At 62.9% G+C, this 15670-nt stretch carries 16 protein-coding genes; 11 read left to right on the forward strand and 5 right to left on the reverse strand.

Annotated features, from left to right (window positions below):
- The first annotated feature begins 86 nt into the window (after positions 1-86).
- Positions 87-1403, forward strand: a complete 1317-nt coding sequence (locus FS767_RS03560; RefSeq protein ID WP_144964211.1) for a hypothetical protein — start codon at positions 87-89, stop codon at positions 1401-1403.
- A gap of 51 nt (positions 1404-1454) precedes the next feature.
- On the opposite strand, the gene calA is transcribed toward FS767_RS03560, so the two are convergent.
- Complete coding sequence (gene calA, locus FS767_RS03565) at positions 1455-2507, reverse strand: vanillin reductase (RefSeq protein WP_027914670.1); 1053 nt, start codon at positions 2505-2507, stop codon at positions 1455-1457.
- Between the two features lie 178 nt (positions 2508-2685).
- Between calA and FS767_RS03570 the strand changes: the two genes are divergently transcribed.
- Positions 2686-3591 carry an AraC family transcriptional regulator gene (locus FS767_RS03570; protein ID WP_144964212.1) on the forward strand — a complete coding sequence of 302 codons (906 nt, stop codon included), beginning with the start codon at positions 2686-2688 and terminating at the stop codon, positions 3589-3591.
- Here the strand turns inward: FS767_RS03570 and thpR are convergent.
- On the reverse strand, positions 3580-4161 hold the full coding sequence (gene thpR, locus FS767_RS03575) for an RNA 2',3'-cyclic phosphodiesterase (RefSeq protein ID WP_144964213.1): 582 nt from the start codon (positions 4159-4161) through the stop codon (positions 3580-3582). The genes FS767_RS03570 and thpR overlap by 12 nt on opposite strands.
- Positions 4162-4319: 158 nt before the next feature.
- Between thpR and lpxO the strand changes: the two genes are divergently transcribed.
- From lpxO to FS767_RS03605, 6 genes are all read left to right on the forward strand, one after another.
- Positions 4320-5219 (forward strand): lipid A hydroxylase LpxO, encoded by a 900-nt coding sequence (gene lpxO / locus FS767_RS03580; RefSeq protein ID WP_023536108.1) that lies wholly within the window; start codon positions 4320-4322, stop codon positions 5217-5219.
- An 8-nt stretch (positions 5220-5227) separates the two neighbouring features.
- Entirely contained in the window at positions 5228-5797 is a 570-nt protein-coding gene (locus tag FS767_RS03585; protein WP_144964214.1) for a GNAT family N-acetyltransferase, read from the forward strand.
- 139 nt (positions 5798-5936) lie between these two features.
- Positions 5937-7103, forward strand: a complete 1167-nt coding sequence (locus tag FS767_RS03590) for a DUF1624 domain-containing protein (RefSeq protein WP_144964215.1) — start codon at positions 5937-5939, stop codon at positions 7101-7103.
- A gap of 147 nt (positions 7104-7250) precedes the next feature.
- Positions 7251-8261, forward strand: a complete 1011-nt coding sequence (locus FS767_RS03595) for an ABC transporter substrate-binding protein (RefSeq protein ID WP_144964216.1) — start codon at positions 7251-7253, stop codon at positions 8259-8261.
- Complete coding sequence (locus tag FS767_RS03600) at positions 8258-9274, forward strand: iron ABC transporter permease (protein WP_078478765.1); 1017 nt, start codon at positions 8258-8260, stop codon at positions 9272-9274. The genes FS767_RS03595 and FS767_RS03600 overlap by 4 nt, the downstream gene beginning before the upstream one ends.
- A 5-nt stretch (positions 9275-9279) precedes the next feature.
- Positions 9280-10059 carry an ABC transporter ATP-binding protein gene (locus FS767_RS03605; RefSeq protein ID WP_144964302.1) on the forward strand — a complete coding sequence of 260 codons (780 nt, stop codon included), beginning with the start codon at positions 9280-9282 and terminating at the stop codon, positions 10057-10059.
- 105 nt (positions 10060-10164) lie between these two features.
- Here the strand turns inward: FS767_RS03605 and FS767_RS03610 are convergent, their stop codons facing one another.
- Both FS767_RS03610 and FS767_RS03615 read right to left on the reverse strand, forming a co-directional pair.
- Positions 10165-10485, reverse strand: a complete 321-nt coding sequence (locus tag FS767_RS03610; protein ID WP_058603864.1) for a hypothetical protein — start codon at positions 10483-10485, stop codon at positions 10165-10167.
- A gap of 122 nt (positions 10486-10607) precedes the next feature.
- Positions 10608-11105, reverse strand: coding sequence for a GNAT family N-acetyltransferase (locus FS767_RS03615; protein WP_144964217.1), 498 nt, complete (start codon positions 11103-11105; stop codon positions 10608-10610).
- Positions 11106-11233: 128 nt separating this feature from the next.
- On the opposite strand from FS767_RS03615, the gene FS767_RS03620 reads away from it, so the two are divergent.
- The 3 genes from FS767_RS03620 (at position 11234) to FS767_RS03630 (ending at position 14864) form a co-directional block, all read left to right on the forward strand.
- Positions 11234-11713, forward strand: coding sequence for a hypothetical protein (locus FS767_RS03620; protein ID WP_144964218.1), 480 nt, complete (start codon positions 11234-11236; stop codon positions 11711-11713).
- A gap of 90 nt (positions 11714-11803) precedes the next feature.
- A complete protein-coding gene (locus FS767_RS03625) occupies positions 11804-13369 on the forward strand; it encodes a sensor domain-containing diguanylate cyclase (protein WP_144964219.1) in 1566 nt (521 codons plus the stop codon).
- A 157-nt stretch (positions 13370-13526) separates the two neighbouring features.
- Positions 13527-14864 (forward strand): MFS transporter, encoded by a 1338-nt coding sequence (locus FS767_RS03630; protein ID WP_144964220.1) that lies wholly within the window; start codon positions 13527-13529, stop codon positions 14862-14864.
- A gap of 68 nt (positions 14865-14932) precedes the next feature.
- On the opposite strand, the gene FS767_RS03635 is transcribed toward FS767_RS03630, so the two are convergent.
- Positions 14933-15484 (reverse strand): DUF4174 domain-containing protein, encoded by a 552-nt coding sequence (locus FS767_RS03635; protein ID WP_144964221.1) that lies wholly within the window; start codon positions 15482-15484, stop codon positions 14933-14935.
- Between the last annotated feature and the right edge of the window lie 186 nt (positions 15485-15670).

Genomic DNA, 15670 nt, shown 5'->3' on the forward strand with positions numbered 1-15670 from the left:
CATGCTCGGGCCTCACAACCGCCGTACCGAAGGAGTACCATGCGCAATCTCGGATACTGGCGCACCTCAAGGAGTTCCACCCACTCATGGACAAGCAGCATCCCCAGCAGCAATGGCAGCAGGCCGTTATCACCTACGCCCAGGCGGTCAACGACTATGTCGCACAAGGCAGTGCGCACGGCTGGGACCAGCTCGAAGAACCCCGGCACCCTGCCACTGAACACTTGCTGGAAGCCTGGCGCGCCGCCTTGCGCAAGGTCAACCAGCCGACCGTCGAGGAGCACCAGCGCCAGGCATTTCGCCAGGCTTGGCCGCCAGCCCATGCGCCCTTGTTGCCCCTGCTCGACACCCATGGTCAGGGTATCACCACGTTGCTGCTGCTCGATGACGGGAGTCTGCTCGCACGGATCGGCATGCCTCACGAGAAAGGCCAGGTGGTGCGTATCGATGGTTACACCGTGACACCCATCATCGGCGTCGAGCATTTCGGCCGTTGCCCGGCTCGGCGCTTCTTCGCCCTGGCCAACGCCGAGGGTGTGCGCGTGACCGATGGATGGGGCGGCCCACAGGTGCGGCGGCTGGCGTGGCCTACCGGTTTGGAGGGGTTGCCCAAAGGCTATCCGTTCGAGCCTTTCGACCTGCCGCCCATTGCGACTGCATTGATACCCTTTCCCGATGGGCAACAGGTGCTGCTGATCAGCGACGAGGGCATTTTCGTGCTCTCTGAGCAGGGCGCGAGCCGGCTGCTGCCCCGCCAGGAGCAGGTAGAGCAAGCGCTGGCAGAGGGTACGGACCCCGATGACATCATCCTGGGCCTGAGCATGGCCCATGGCGCTGTATCGCCCGACGGGCAGTGGGTCGTGGTAGGCGAGCAAGCCAACCGACACCAGGTGCTGGACCGTCAGTTAACGCCTGTTGCCAGTATCGGACCGGCCAGCGAATACCCGCACTACGCCCTGTTCAACCGTACCGGGGACCAGTTGCTGCTCAATGCCTGTCACTTCTACAGCGGTGCGTCGCTGGCCGTCAGGGTGAGCGACCTGGAGGGCCTGGATACGGATTACTACAGCCAGGACCCGCGCACGCCGGTGGTGCAGGAAGGCGCACGGGTCTACGCAGGCGTGGCGCGCCAGGACGAGTACATCGTCGGTGATGCCTATGGTTATTTACGGGCTTTTGGGGGAGACGGTTGCGAACGCTGGCAGCACTATCTAGGTTCGACCATCAGCGCAATGGACATCAGCAAGGATGGTCGAACCCTCGTTGCCGCAAGCCATGCGGGGTTCATCTCGGTGATAGCGCTCGACAGTGGCCGACCTGATTGGCAGATCGGTACAGGCCCGCATGGCGAGGTCCGCCGCTGGCTGTTCTGGAAAGGTGGGGACAAGCCGCTGGCCTGGTAAGGCCAGCGACAGGACCTGCACCGTTTGATCCCGGTGCAGACCGACGGCCGATCAGGCCTTGAGGGTCGCCATGTCGATCACGAAACGGTACTTCACGTCGCCTGCGATCATGCGCTCATAGGCCTCGTTGATGTGCCGGATATCCAGCATCTCGATGTCGCACCGAATGTCGTGCTTGGCACAGAAGTCCAGCACTTCCTGGGTTTCGGCAATACCGCCGATCAACGAGCCGGCCAGCACGCGGCGCTTCATGACCAGGTTGGCAGCATGCAGCGCAGGCTCGATTGGTTCGATCAGCCCGACGAGGATGTGCACGCCGTCGAACGTCAGGGTTTCCAGGTAGGGATTGAGGTCATGCTGGACCGGAATGGTGTCGAGCAGGAAATCGAAGCGACCGGCTGCCGCTTTCATCTGCTCGGCGTCGGTGGACACGATCACATGGTCGGCCCCCTGGCGGCGCGCTTCAGCGGCCTTGGCCTCGGAACGGGTGAACAGCGTGACTTCGGCACCCAGCGCCTTGGCCAGCTTGATGCCCATGTGGCCCAGGCCACCCATGCCTAGGATGCCCACTTTGTGGCCTGGGCCTACACCGTGGTGCTTGAGCGGCGAATAGGTGGTGATACCGGCGCACAGGATAGGGGCGGCGCTGGGCAGGTCCATGCCCTCGGGGATGCGTACCACGAAATGCTCGCTCACCACGATGCTGCTGGAGTAGCCACCCATGGTGTTGCTGCCATCGACCCGATCGGGCGTGGCATAGGTCATGGTCGGGCCTTCGAGGCAGTACTGCTCAAGGTCTTTCGCACAGGCCGCGCACTGACGGCAGGAATCCACCATGCAGCCGACACCGACCAGGTCACCGACCTTGTGGCCGGTGACCTGGGCGCCTACCGCGGTCACGCGGCCGACGATCTCGTGGCCGGGCATCAAGGGGTAGACCGCAATGCCCCATTCGTTGCGGGCCTGGTGAATGTCCGAGTGGCACACCCCGCAATACAGGATGTCGATGGCCACGTCATCCGGGCGCGGGCTGCGGCGCTCGAAGGTCATGGGTGCCAACGGGCTTGTGGGGGTTTGGGCGGCGTAACCGATAGCGGTATACATGGAGACCTCGCGGTTAAGTGAAACGGTTCATGTGAAGCATTTTGTTCTCAGCTAGCGACATTGCCCACCGCAGATTCTCCGGAAGCCTTGCCTGATTCTCCGAAGCTTCTGGTGCAGCCAACGCGCGGCGGGCATAATCCGTCCACCCATGCTGTCCGATTCTCTGCCCCGGTGCTCCATGCAACTGACCCGTCACGTCGACGCCAATGCCCCGCTTTGCGCACTCATACGCCGTTTGGCAGTTCGCCCAGGGTTCGTGCCCACCCACCTGCCCCAGGTACAAGTGCTGAGCTGGGACCACTACGTGGCCAGCAGTCCCCAGATCTACGAGCCGAGCCTGATGATCCTGGCCCAGGGCAGCAAGCTGGCCCGCCTTGGGCCCCGCACGCTCGAGTACGGCGCGGGGCATTACCTGGTGCAGGCATTGTCGGTACCGTTCATGTGCGAAACCTTCGCCACTCCTGATGTGCCCTTGCTGGGCGTGGCAGTCGCCATCGACCGCGCCACGCTGGGCGAACTGGTGCAGAGCAGCGGCCTTGCCACCGACGGCCCGGTACAGGCTCAGACGCCCCAGTCGATGACCTCGGCCGCCCTGGACGCGCCCATGCGTGAGCGGGTCGAGCGGTTGCTGGAGTGCCTGCAAGACCCTGTGGACGCCAAGGTGCTGGGGCCGGCCCGGGTGCGCGAAGTGCTGTACGCCGCCTTGCGTGGCCCGCAGGCCGGGGTACTCAGAGCGCTGGTCGAGCAACAGGGCCATTTCGCCCGCATCGGCGCCGCCTTGGCCCACCTGCGCGAGCACTACAGCGAGCCGCTGAGCGTCGAGGCCCTGGCTGGGCGAGCGAACATGAGCGTCTCCACCTTCCACGAGCATTTCAAGCGCTGCACCGACATGGCCCCCATGCAGTACCTCAAGCGCCTGCGGCTGCTCAAGGCACAGCAGATGCTGATCGGCGAAGGTATGGGCGTGGCTCAGGTCGCCCATCGGGTGGGCTACCAGAGCACGTCGCAGTTCAGCCGCGAGTACAAACGCCAATTCGAACGCAGCCCCGGCGAAGAACTGCCGTATCAGAGCCTACCGGTGTGAGCCCAGTGGGCTAATGAATGCGCCCCCATTCCCCAATGCCCAGCGTGCCAATGGCTGATAGGCGCCCTTTCGAGACTCGTAAAGTACACATTCCCGGGCGCTGACAAAGAATTCGGGCGGCGTGCCGGCCTCAGGGGGCTGCCCGTGAAAGTCGCGGGACAACGTCAAGTGGGGTCGAAAGGTGCGGTCTGCAACGGCGATACCCAAGGGCAGCAGCGCCTGTTGCAGCCCATAGACCAGTTGAAGAAGGGGGGCAGGCGTATGCTGCGCCTCAAGCACCAGGGCACCGGCCCTGTGCCACACCTGCAAGCGATCAAGCACCAGCCTCGGCGCCTTGTCGGGCAGCAGCAATTGATCGACGGCAGCGCACACCGATGGGACCTGCGCCGCATCGACATTGCCCAGGAATGCCAGGGTGATATGGAAATTGGCGGCTGGCACCGGCCTGCCGCTGCGCAGCGCCAGGCTGCGTCGCCACTGGGAGACATCGCGGCGCTGGGCATCACTGACTGGCAGGGCGAAAAACAGCCGCTTGAACGGGCTGGCCGTGGAGCGAGTGTCCTGAACCATAAAATCTCCTGAAGGTGAAACCAGGGTCGCAGACTGCGCAACGCGACACCGAACCGGCCGGACAGTTTCGTAACAATAGGTACAAACTGCCGCGACGATTGTTTATGCTGGCGGGCTTATGCCATCGCGCATGGCCATTTTTCGACAAGTAAACGTCCATGAAAATTGCACTCGTTCTGCTATTCGTCCTCTCGATCGCCTACGTTCACCTGCGCGGCCGGGTGCGTCACAAACTTACCCGCCAGCTGGGTGACCATTCCAGCTTCCTGGCCCCGGTCAACAGTTTCCTTTACTTGTTCTCGAAACATCCGGCCAAACCTTACCTGCCGGTCGAAGCCTTCCCTGAGCTACAACCGCTGCAGGAACACTGGCAGGAAATCCGTGAAGAAGCCCAGCGCTTACTCCAGGTTGGCGAAATCAAGAAGTCCGATAATTACGACGACGTGGGCTTCAACTCGTTCTTCAAGACCGGCTGGAAGCGGTTTTACCTCAAGTGGTACGGCGAAAGTCATCCGTCGGCCATGACCCTGTGCCCGCGCACCACGCAACTGCTGCAAGGCATTGGCACCGTCAAGGCCGCCATGTTCGCCACCCTGCCCCCTGGGGCCAAGCTGGTTCGGCACCGCGACCCCTATGCTGGCTCCTACCGCTATCACCTGGGCCTGGATACTCCGAACGATGACGGCTGCTACATCGACGTCGATGGCGAGAAATATTCGTGGCGCGATGGCCAGGGCGTTGTGTTCGACGAAACCTACATCCACTACGCGGCCAACACCACCGAGCACAATCGCATCATTCTGTTCTGCGATGTGGAGCGCCCGCTCAAGTACCGCTGGGCCACGGCGTTCAATCGCTGGTTCAGCCGCAACGTCATGGCCGCCGCCGCGGCGCCCAACGATGCAGGGGACAAGACCGGCGCCATCAACCGCCTGTTCACCCGCATCTACCGCATTCGCGAGCGCGGCAAGGCGCTGAAGAAGCGCAACCGCACGCGTTACTACCTCGAGAAATGGGCAGTGGTAGCGGCACTGGTGCTGGTGTTCATCTACATCTGAGGCTGCACATGATCAATATCCGCCCCATGACGCCAGAAGATTTCGAGCGCTTCTGGCCCACGCTGGAGGGCGTGGTCCAGGCGCGCGAAACCTACGCCCTTGACCCCGACATGACCTTTGAGCAGGCCCGCCACATGTGGCTCGAGCTGCCCCGGCACACACTGGTAGCCGAAGCGCAGGGCGTGCTCCTGGGCTCCTACTACCTCAAGGCCAACGCCAGCGGGCCAGGCAGCCACGTGGGCAATTGTGGCTACATGGTGACCGAGCAGGCACGTGGCCGCGGGGTGGCGCGCTTGATGTGCGAGCACTCGCAGAAGCTGGCTCGTCAGGAAGGCTTTCTGGCGCTGCAGTTCAACTCGGTGGTCGCCAGCAATGAAGTGGCGGTGGCCTTGTGGCACAAGCTGGGCTTCGAAACCGTCGGCCGCTTGCCCAAGGCTTATCGCCATGCACACCTGGGGTTGGTGGATTGCCTTGTCATGTATAAATGGCTGGCCGATGAGCCAGTCACGGAAAAGCCTGCGCTGCTCATTGGCCGCAAGAACATCGAAGCGCGTGTATCGCGTCGCAAGGGTCGGTAGTCAGCCACGGCGCTCCAGGGTCTGATGCCCGTGCCCTGGAGCCAGTACCGCCAGATTCTGACGGTTTAAAACAGGCAGTCTTGCTCAGCGCTCTAGTTATAAGATAACGTTTCGTCCGTCGTCTTTAACCGTGATGCCCATGCCCCCTACATCCTTGCCACCTCCCCTCTCACACCACCGCTTGCAGAGCATCGACGCCCTTCGCGGTTTCGTCATGCTGATCATGCTGCTGGACCACGTGCGCGAAACGTTTTTCATGCAGCATCAGGTCAGTGACCCGATGGCCGTGGAAACCACCGAGCCTGCGTTATTCGTCAGTCGCACCCTCGCACACCTGTGCGCGCCGGTCTTTGTGCTGCTCACCGGCCTGTCTGCCTGGCTTTACGGCGAAAAACGGCAGCGTCGCGGCGAAGTCTCGATGTTTTTGTTCAAGCGCGGGCTTTTTCTGGTGGTGCTGGAGTTCACCCTGGTGAACTTCGCCTGGACATTCCAGGTGCCGCCGACTGTGATCTACCTGCAAGTGATCTGGGCCATCGGGATCAGCATGATGGCGCTGTCAGCCCTGATATGGCTGCCCCGATTCGGCCTGCTCGCCGTGGGACTGACCATTATCGCCGGGCACAATCTGCTTGACGGCGTGCACTTCGACGCCGCATCCCCTTGGCATGTGCCCTGGGCCATCGCTCACGACCGTACCTGGCTCGACGTCAGTCCCACACTGCGCTTGCGCACCTCCTACCCGGTACTGCCCTGGGTCGGCGTCATCGCCGTTGGCTACTGGCTTGGCCCTTGGTTGCACAGCGCGTGCACACCGGCACTGCGTCAACGACGGCTGCTACGCGCTGGGTGCGGCGCACTGTTGGGCTTTGTCGCGCTGCGCGCGATCAACGCCTATGGCGAAGCGCACTGGAGCGTTCACCCAGCGCTGGCACAGACGCTGATGAGTTTCTTCAACATCACCAAATACCCGCCGTCACTGGTGTTCCTGACGTTGACCCTGGGCGTTGGGTTGCTGCTGCTGCGTGCATTCGAGCGCGCAGGGCACCCGCGCTGGATCGGCGTGCTGGCGATGTTTGGCGCAGCCCCGATGTTTTTCTATCTGGTGCACCTTTACGTGCTCAAGCTCCTGTACCTGAGCGCACTAGGTGTGTGGGGAGCCAACCAGGGAGCCTACTTTGGTTTCCAGACCATTGCCGCGGTTTGGCTCACGTCGGCCCTGCTACCGCTGATGCTCTACCCGCCTGTACGCTGGTTCGCCCGGCTGAAGGCACGCCGGCGTGATCTGGCGTGGCTGAAGTACTTCTAGGCGGCTCAACCGGGCCCTAAAAGCGTTTCACCCGGCGGCACAATGGTCTACCATGCGTGCCGCCGGTTTCCACCCTCACATCAATAGGGAATCCCGCGTTCGTCTTGCGCGAGCCATCGGGAACTGCCCCACAGGAGATCGTCCTGCATGCTGCCCCGTTTCGCCACCCTGCTCGCTGGCCTTGGCATCGCCGGCCTGGCCCAGGGTGCACCCACCGCCTATCCGCTGACGATCGACAACTGCGGTAAACCCCAGGTGTTCACCCAGGCGCCCCAGCGTGTAGTGACCATCGGCCAGGCGGGCACCGAAATGCTGTACGCGTTGGGCTTGGGTGCCCAGCTCGCCGGTTCATCGCTGTGGTTCAATGACGTACTGCCCGATTACCAGGCGCAAGACGCCAAGGTCCCTCGGCTTGCCGACAACGAGCCCAGCTTCGAGGCGGTGGTGGGCAAGCGCCCGCAACTGGTGACGGCCCAGTTCGAATGGATGGTCGGGGACCAGGGCGCGGTGGGTACGCGCGAGCAATTCGATGAATTGGGCATCGCCACCTATGTGCTGCCGTCGGATTGCGAAGGCAAGGACAACCTGGTAGGCGCCGACGGCACACGGCTGCAAGCCTTCCAGGTCGAAAGCATTTACAAGAGTGTCAGTGAATTGGCCAGCGTCTTCGATGTGCAGGCCCGTGGCGCCGCCCTCAATGACGAACTCAAGGGCCGTTTGGCCAATGCCCAGGCGCAGCTGGCAGACGTGGACCTGTCAAACACCTCGGCGCTGTTCTGGTTCTCCAGCGCTGACCTGGCCACCGACCCGTACGTGGCAGGTCGCCAGGGCGTTGCGGATTTCATGCTGCGTGCCCTTGGCGTGCGCAACGTGGTGAGCTCCACCGAGGAGTGGCCAACCGTGAGTTGGGAGACATTGGCCAAGGCCAACCCAACCTGGCTGATCATTGCACGCATGGACCGCCGTCGTTTTCCGGCCGACGACTACCAGAAGAAACTCGACTTCTTGCGCAATGACCCTGTGACCCAGCACATGGACGCCGTCAAGCATGGGCGCATCATCGTGCTCGATGCCGAGGCGATGCAGGCGGGCATTCGTTTGTTCCGCGGCTTGCAGACGCTAGCCGCAGCCTTTTCCACTGGCGTTACAGCCCAGTGATCAAGCGTCTGACGGTGACCTGCGCCGCATTGGTAGCCCTGGGGGGTGCGCTGCTGGCGGGTACTGCGATCGGTGAAAACCCTCTGTCATTGCGCCTGGTCGGCCAGGTGCTTGCCAACCACGCCTGGCAAGCGGGCTACCCGCTCGACCCCATCGATGCTGGTGTTGTGTGGAACTACCGGCTGACCCGTAGCCTCGTCGCGGCGGCTTGCGGCGCCGGGCTGGCCACCTGCGGCGTGATCCTCCAGGCACTGCTGCGCAATCCGCTGGCCGAGCCCTATCTGCTGGGCCTGTCGGCGGGCGCATCTACAGGAGCGGTGCTGGTGGGGCTGTTGGGCGTGGGCAGCATGACCCTGAGCATGTCTGCTGGGGCCTTCATCGGCGCCTTGGCAGCCTTTGCACTGGTGCTGCTGCTAGCGCGCGCCGCGAGCCCAGGCAGCACGGGGGCTCACGTCATCCTTGCCGGGGTGGCCGGCTCGCAGTTGTTCAATGCTGTGACGGCGCTTCTGATCACCAAGTCGGCGACGGCCGAACAGGCCCGCGGCATCCTGTTCTGGCTGCTGGGCAATCTCAGTGGCGTGCGCTGGCCTTCGGTCTGGCTGACCGTGCCGGTTGCCCTATTGGGCCTTTTGATTTGCCTGTGGCAACGCCGTGCGCTGGATGCGTTCACCTTTGGCGCCGATTCGGCAGCATCCCTGGGAGTGCCGGTACGGCGCACTCAACTGTTACTGATCAGCTGTGCAGCCCTGGTCACCGCCGTCATGGTCTCCATCGTCGGCGCGATCGGTTTCGTGGGCCTGGTCATTCCCCATGCACTGCGCCTGCTGCTCGGGCCCGGTCATAACCGGCTCCTACCGGCCAGTGCCCTGGGCGGGGCGCTGTTCTTGATCACCGCGGATATCCTGTCGCGGACGTTGATCGCCGGACAGGTCATCCCCGTAGGGGTGGTCACGGCCCTGATCGGCGCACCGGTGTTCGCCGTTATCCTGGTAGCCCGAAGGGGGCGCGCGTGACCGCCATGGCGCCCATCCAGCTCGGCCCACTGGATTGCCAGGGCATCAGCCTGCACCTGGGTGGCCGCCCGGTGCTTGACGGGATCGACCTGACGGTGCAAGCCGGCGAGACCCTGGCCATCGTCGGGCCAAACGGCTCGGGAAAGTCGTCGCTGCTCAAGGTGCTGGCAGGCCTGCGCAAGCCCGCCACGGGGACCGTGCAACTTCTGGGCAAGTCGCTCTCGCGCCTGCCTCGCAGAACGGTGGCAAGGGCATTGGCACTGGTCGAGCAGCATGCTGACACGCTCGATGCCATTCGAGTCTTTGACGCCGTGGCGTTGGGCCGCATCCCATGGTTATCGGCTTTGGCGCCGTTCGGTGACGACGACAAGGCCATCGTCGAGCACGCCCTGGCTGATGTGGATGCGCTGCATTTGCGCAGCCGCCTGTGGGGGTCGTTGTCCGGTGGCGAGCGCCAGCGCGTTCACATCGCCCGGGCGCTGGCGCAACGCCCCGCGGTACTGTTGCTGGACGAGCCCACCAACCACCTCGACATCCAGCATCAACTCGGCCTGTTGCAGCAGGTGCAGGGGTTGCCGGTCACAACGCTGGTGGCCTTGCATGATCTCAATCAGGCATTGACGTGCGACCGTGTGGCGGTATTGAACAATGGGCGACTGGTCGCCCTGGGCAAACCGCTGGATGTGCTAACGCCCGCTTGCTTGCTGAGCACCTTCGGCGTTCACGCGCACGTGCTCACCGACCCGCTGGACGGCGCTCAGGTACTGCGTTTTCGCTGCGCGTGAGTGCCTCCATGCCACGCGGCGCATGGTGGACGGCGGGTAAGCTGACGGCCTTGCGTGTTGAATACGGGCGGCGGCAGCGAAGCCACCGCGCGCCCATGTCAGCGGTCAGTGAACCGTGTCGGTCGCCGTGCGGCACCATTGCGCCCGCTCCTGACCGGTGAGTGAGCCCGACAGTTCGATGAAGGTGGCTTCCAGTTCCGGTTCGACGTGACCGGCCACCTTGATGCGACTGAGCAGGTACTGCCTGACCGTCCTGGGCCATCGGCCCTCTCGGTGCGCGGCATTGATGATGCTGGCGGCATCCTGGCGGGTGGCGCCACGCCATATGTCCATCAGGCGGTTCTGGAAATCGTCGAACGACCAACCGTCTGTGCGAACTTCGAATTCATCCAGCAGTTTCAGTTTGTACAGGGCCATGTGCGGCATTGTCACTCTCCCTCTGCGGCTGTGAAAAGTCCGTGCAAGAGGAAGCAAATCATCACCTGCCTTGTAAGAAAATGAACGCGTGGTCCATCACGCCCACGTCAATGTAGGACATGTCCGAGCGCTTAACGCAGCCGCAGGTCCATGTGGGTTGTCTGCCAGACCGGGTCGTCCTCGACCTGCAGCAGGGTGAAGCCCTGCCGCTCCCAGAAGCTGACGGCCCCCGGCAGAAACGGATGGGTATGCAGGTAAAAACGGTCGATTTCTTCGCTTGCCGCTTGCGCTTGCAGAGCCCCGAACAAGCGCGCCGCAACGCCGTGCCGGCGATAGGCAGGCGACACGAACAGACGCACGACCTCGACCACACGCTGGTCACCGTAGTCGAACTGCGCAAAGCGATGGTCATAGGGCAGGTAGCCGATTACGCCCATTAGGTCTGCGCCTGCCCGTGCTTCGATGAACGCGCCGGCGCCTTGCAGATAGACATCATCAAAATGTTCAAGGTCCGCAGGTTTAGGCGCGCTGGCAAGCATCGGGAACAAGTCCCGCCGCGCGGCCTCGACAAAGGCCACGACCTCCTCACGGGTTTCTGGGGTCACGGGGCGCAGGATCAGTTCAGGCATGGGGCAATCATTGCAGTGAAAGGGCCTGGTTCTACCGCAGCCAGCCCGGCAAGGCAAATGCAACGCTCGTCCAGGACGCGTGCGCACCCGTATAATTACCCTACTCCACAGCCCACTCAGGCCAAGCCATGCCTCGCCCTCCGAAGTTGCTGCTCATGTTTGCGCTCATCGCCGCGGTCACGGCGTGCGACCAGAAACCCTCGCGTGAAGAACAGATCGTCGCCCAGCTGCCTTTGCAGGAGGCTTATGACCATAACATTCAGCGCATGGCCGTGCTCCTTGCGGGCAAGCACCCGGACGTGAGCCAAGCCAGCATCGAACAGGTGCTGCGCCAGCACCTGACGGTTGACGACCAGCGCCAGGACCTGTTCCGCCTCTACAGCGAACAGAACTTCACCGATAGCGAATTCGCCAGTATCGTCGGCGCCTTGCAGGACCCCGCCAAGGCCCGCGCTTTGGAAAAAACCCCTGAAGGCAAGCGGTTGAGCGAAAAACTCACGGCACTGATGGAGCAAACCGCCGCAGATGCCAAGGTACAGGCGGTGGCTCAACAGCGTATGCAGGACGTGGAGGCAGAACTCCAGGCTCTGGAAAACCCCGCCCCCTGAGCGTCACGCGCCCTGAGCGTCACGCGCCCTACGCGACGGCTATCGAGAATTGCTTGCCATTCTCCGTATCTGATGATTTCGAGGTCAGGATTGCCAAACACCAAGCATGGATTGCGACTGGACCTGCGCAGGCTCATTCTGGTGCTCTGTGCACTCACTGCGCTGGTGATGCTGTGCGCCAGCTATTTTGCCAGCTACCGCGTCCAGCGCCAGTTACTGATCGATCACGCGCTGGAAGCGAACCGGGTGTACGCCACCAAGCTGGCCAGCATCACCGAAACCTTCATCGGGAACGCCTTGCAGCAATTGCAGTTCAGCGCAGGTGTGCAAGGCCGGCAACTGAGTGACGCCGTGGCCTTGCAGGCTGAAACAGACCGCGTGCTGGCGCAGAGCATGGCGTTCAATTCCACCTTCGTGATCGATGCCGACGGCACGTTGCTGTCGGTCTCCCCTGCGCCGCTGCGGCACCTGGTGGGCGGGCGCATGCACTCCCCAGGGGTCGACGAAGCGCTGCACCTGCGGCGTGCGCTGGTCTCGACCCCGTACGTCTCTGCCGCCAACAACCTGGTGGTCACCCTTTCGCAGCCGATCATCGACGAGCAAGGCCGTTACCTTGGCTACGTAGGGGGCACGCTCTACCTGCGCGAACGCAACATCCTCAACAGTTTGCTGGGCGAGCATTTCTACAAGGACGGCTCATACCTCTATGTAGTCGACTACCAACGACGCCTGCTCTACCACCCTGATAACCAGCGCGTCGGTACCGTCGTGCAGGGCAATGCCTTAATCGACCAGTTGCCAACGCTGCCCAGCGGCACCCTGGCGCTGACCAACAGCCAGAACGTCGAGATGCTAGCAGGCTTCGCCACCGTGCCCAGTGCCCGCTGGGGCGTGGTCGCCCAGCAGCCACTGTCACGCACCGTGGCGCCGCTCAATACCCTGGTCCTCAACGTGATAGGTACATCGGTGCCACTGGCGCTGGTCGGCAGCCTGTTGCTCTGGTGGCTGGCATTGGTCATCGCTCGGCCGCTCTGGCAGCTCGCCGCCAGTGCAAGGAGGATGGACAGCGCCAACACGGCCGAAGACTTGCATCGGGTGCGTGCGTGGTATTTCGAGGCAGCTGAGCTTAAGCGAGCGTTGTTGTTCGGCCTGAACCTGCTGCACGAACGCATTGGCCGGCTGAACCGCGAAGCCCAGACCGACCCCCTGACAGGGCTGGTCAATCGCCGCGGGCTGGAATTCAGCCTGTCGTTGTTGGAGGCTGAAGGCCGGCGTTTTTCAGCCATCGTCATGGACGTGGACCATTTCAAACGGATCAACGACAGCCACGGGCACGACACAGGCGATGCCGTGCTACGACAACTGGCCCACTCGATGCGCCGCTGTTGTCGGGAAGGCGACTTGCTTTGCCGTACTGGCGGCGAGGAGTTTCTGATGCTCTTGCCTGGCGCAGACCTGGCTGTGGCAGCCAGTGTGGCCGAGCGCCTGCGCGCGATCATCGAGGACACCCCGATAGCTCCGGTGGGCGCCCTGACCGTATCGCTTGGGGTGGCGCAGTGGGAAGGTACAGACGAGGTGGCCGGCACGTTGGCCGCGGCTGACAGAGCGCTGTATCTGGCCAAGCAGGGTGGGCGCAATCGCGTTGTCGTGGCCTAGGCCCCCATCGCCGCGGTCGTTTCTGGCATCCGAAGGTCGTCCTCGACAAAGCAACCCATAAGCGAGGCCGATCTACTGACAACCATAACAACTGATGGCGCGGCTCGACCGCACCACGCTCGTCATGGCTGCCAATGGAAAATCGGAGAGCACCCGCATGTCCGCACCTCACGAGGTATCCCCTGCCACCCTGCGCAGGGTGATCGCCGCTTCGGCCATCGGCAACTTTGTCGAATGGTTCGATTTCGCCGTCTACGGCTTTCTTGCAACCCTCATCGCCAGCCAATTCTTCGCCAGTGGTGATCCGAGCGTCGCCTTGCTCAAGACCTTCGCCGTGTTCGCCGTGGCGTTCGCCCTGCGCCCACTGGGTGGCATCGTGTTCGGCGCGCTGGGAGACCGCCTGGGACGCAAGCGCATCCTGTCGCTGACAATTTTGCTGATGGCAGGCTCCACCACCCTTATCGGCCTGCTCCCAACCTATGCCAGCATCGGGTTGGCAGCCCCCGTGCTGTTGACGCTCGCACGCTGCCTGCAAGGCTTCTCGGCCGGAGGTGAATATGCGGGGGCATGCGCTTACCTGATGGAGCATGCACCAAACGACAAGCGCGCGTTCTATGGCAGCTTCGTGCCGGTCTCGACGTTCTCGGCCTTTGCCTGCGCTGCCGTGATCGCCTACGGCCTGGAAGCGAGCCTGAGCACAGAAGCCATGGCCGCCTGGGGCTGGCGTGTACCGTTTCTGATCGCCGCACCCTTGGGCCTGGTGGGTTTGTACCTGCGCTGGCGCATGGAAGAAACGCCAGCCTTCCGTGAAGCACTGGCGCAAGGCAAGGAACATGAGCATTCGCCCCTCAAGCAAACCCTGCGCCACCATGGACGAGCGATACGCAACCTGGGCGCGTTCATTTCCCTCACCGCACTGTCGTTCTATATGTTCACCACCTACTTTGCCACCTACCTGCAATTGGTGGGCGACCTGACTCGCGCCCAGTCATTGCTGGTGACCACTGTTGCACTGCTGTTCGCCGCCGCTGGCTGCCCGATTGCCGGCGCTGTGTCGGATCGCATCGGGCGGCGCAAAACCATTGGCTTTACCTGCTTGTGGGTAATGGTGTGCGTGTTCCCGGCCTACTGGCTGGCCAGCTCGGGGTCGATGCTCGGCGCGCTGCTAGGTGTAGTGCTGCTGGCAGTGGGTGCATTGTCGAGCGGCGTGGTAACGGCGGCCCTGCTATCGGAAAGTTTCCCTACACGTACCCGCTATACCGCATCGGCCATCACCTACAACGTGGCCTACACCCTGTTCGGCGGCACCGCCCCACTGGTCGCGACCTGGCTGATCGGGCAGACAGGCAGCAGTCTGGCGCCAGCTTTCTACCTGGTCGTCATTGCCTTGATAGCGCTAGTGGGCGGGCTGGCATTGCCGGAAACTTCGCGCATATCGCTGCACGACGACCCTACCCTCGTTGCGACTGGGAGCGCCGGGCAACCCACCGCCTGACCCGTGAGGACTGCACCGGCAGCCCTGCATGGCGCCCGACCCTCGCAGACGCTTGCTCGACAAAACGCTCAATCTTCCAGGGGCTTGGGCGGTGCACTGGGCTTGGAGGGCTTGGCCGGTTTTGCATCCTTGGTCTTTTCCTGCGCCGCGGCCGCGACCGGCTCGGATGCCTTGATCGCTTTTTCACTCGCAGGTAGGTCGTCCACCGCTTTGATGATGGCCTGGGGATCGAGGACCTCCCCTGTGTCATCGTCCTTGAGCATGTGCCGCTCACCGTCCTTGCCAACGAGGATGACCTTGGTGCCTTTGCTGGCACCGAGCTTGAGCTCGCGGATCAGTGCCATGGTGGTCTGCTGCTCAAGGTTCTTGTCGCCCTGCTTGCCCATCATCTGGGCGACGCTGTACAGCACCACGTTACGCTCCTTGAAGGCGGCCTGCGTAGCCGGATCCTCCATGGCCTTGGTCACGGCCTTGAGGGTGGGGTCGGCACTGCTGGGTGCGATGATGACCAATGGCCTTGCCTTGCCCAGCTCCTGGGCCAGCGGCCCATTGCTATCAGCCGCAAAAGCCGGGCTCACGGCGGCGAGCAGGGTGGCGAGGGTCAGTGACCGGACGAGCATGCGCATCTCCTTTTTCTCTCGATCAAACAAAGACTACAGACCTTGGAGAAAGGTCCGACGCAGGAGCCTAAACCAACCCACCCGGCAGGGCGCAATTGAAAAGTAACTTGAGGTGTCCATTCTGCCAGGTGGCGCCTTAGATGGCCCGTGCATGCCTACGAGCATAGCTCAACACGCTCACCCTGC

Origin of the sequence: Pseudomonas sp. DE0010, assembly GCF_007680745.1 — a bacterium.
GTDB classification, from domain to species: domain Bacteria; phylum Pseudomonadota; class Gammaproteobacteria; order Pseudomonadales; family Pseudomonadaceae; genus Aquipseudomonas; species Aquipseudomonas parafulva_B.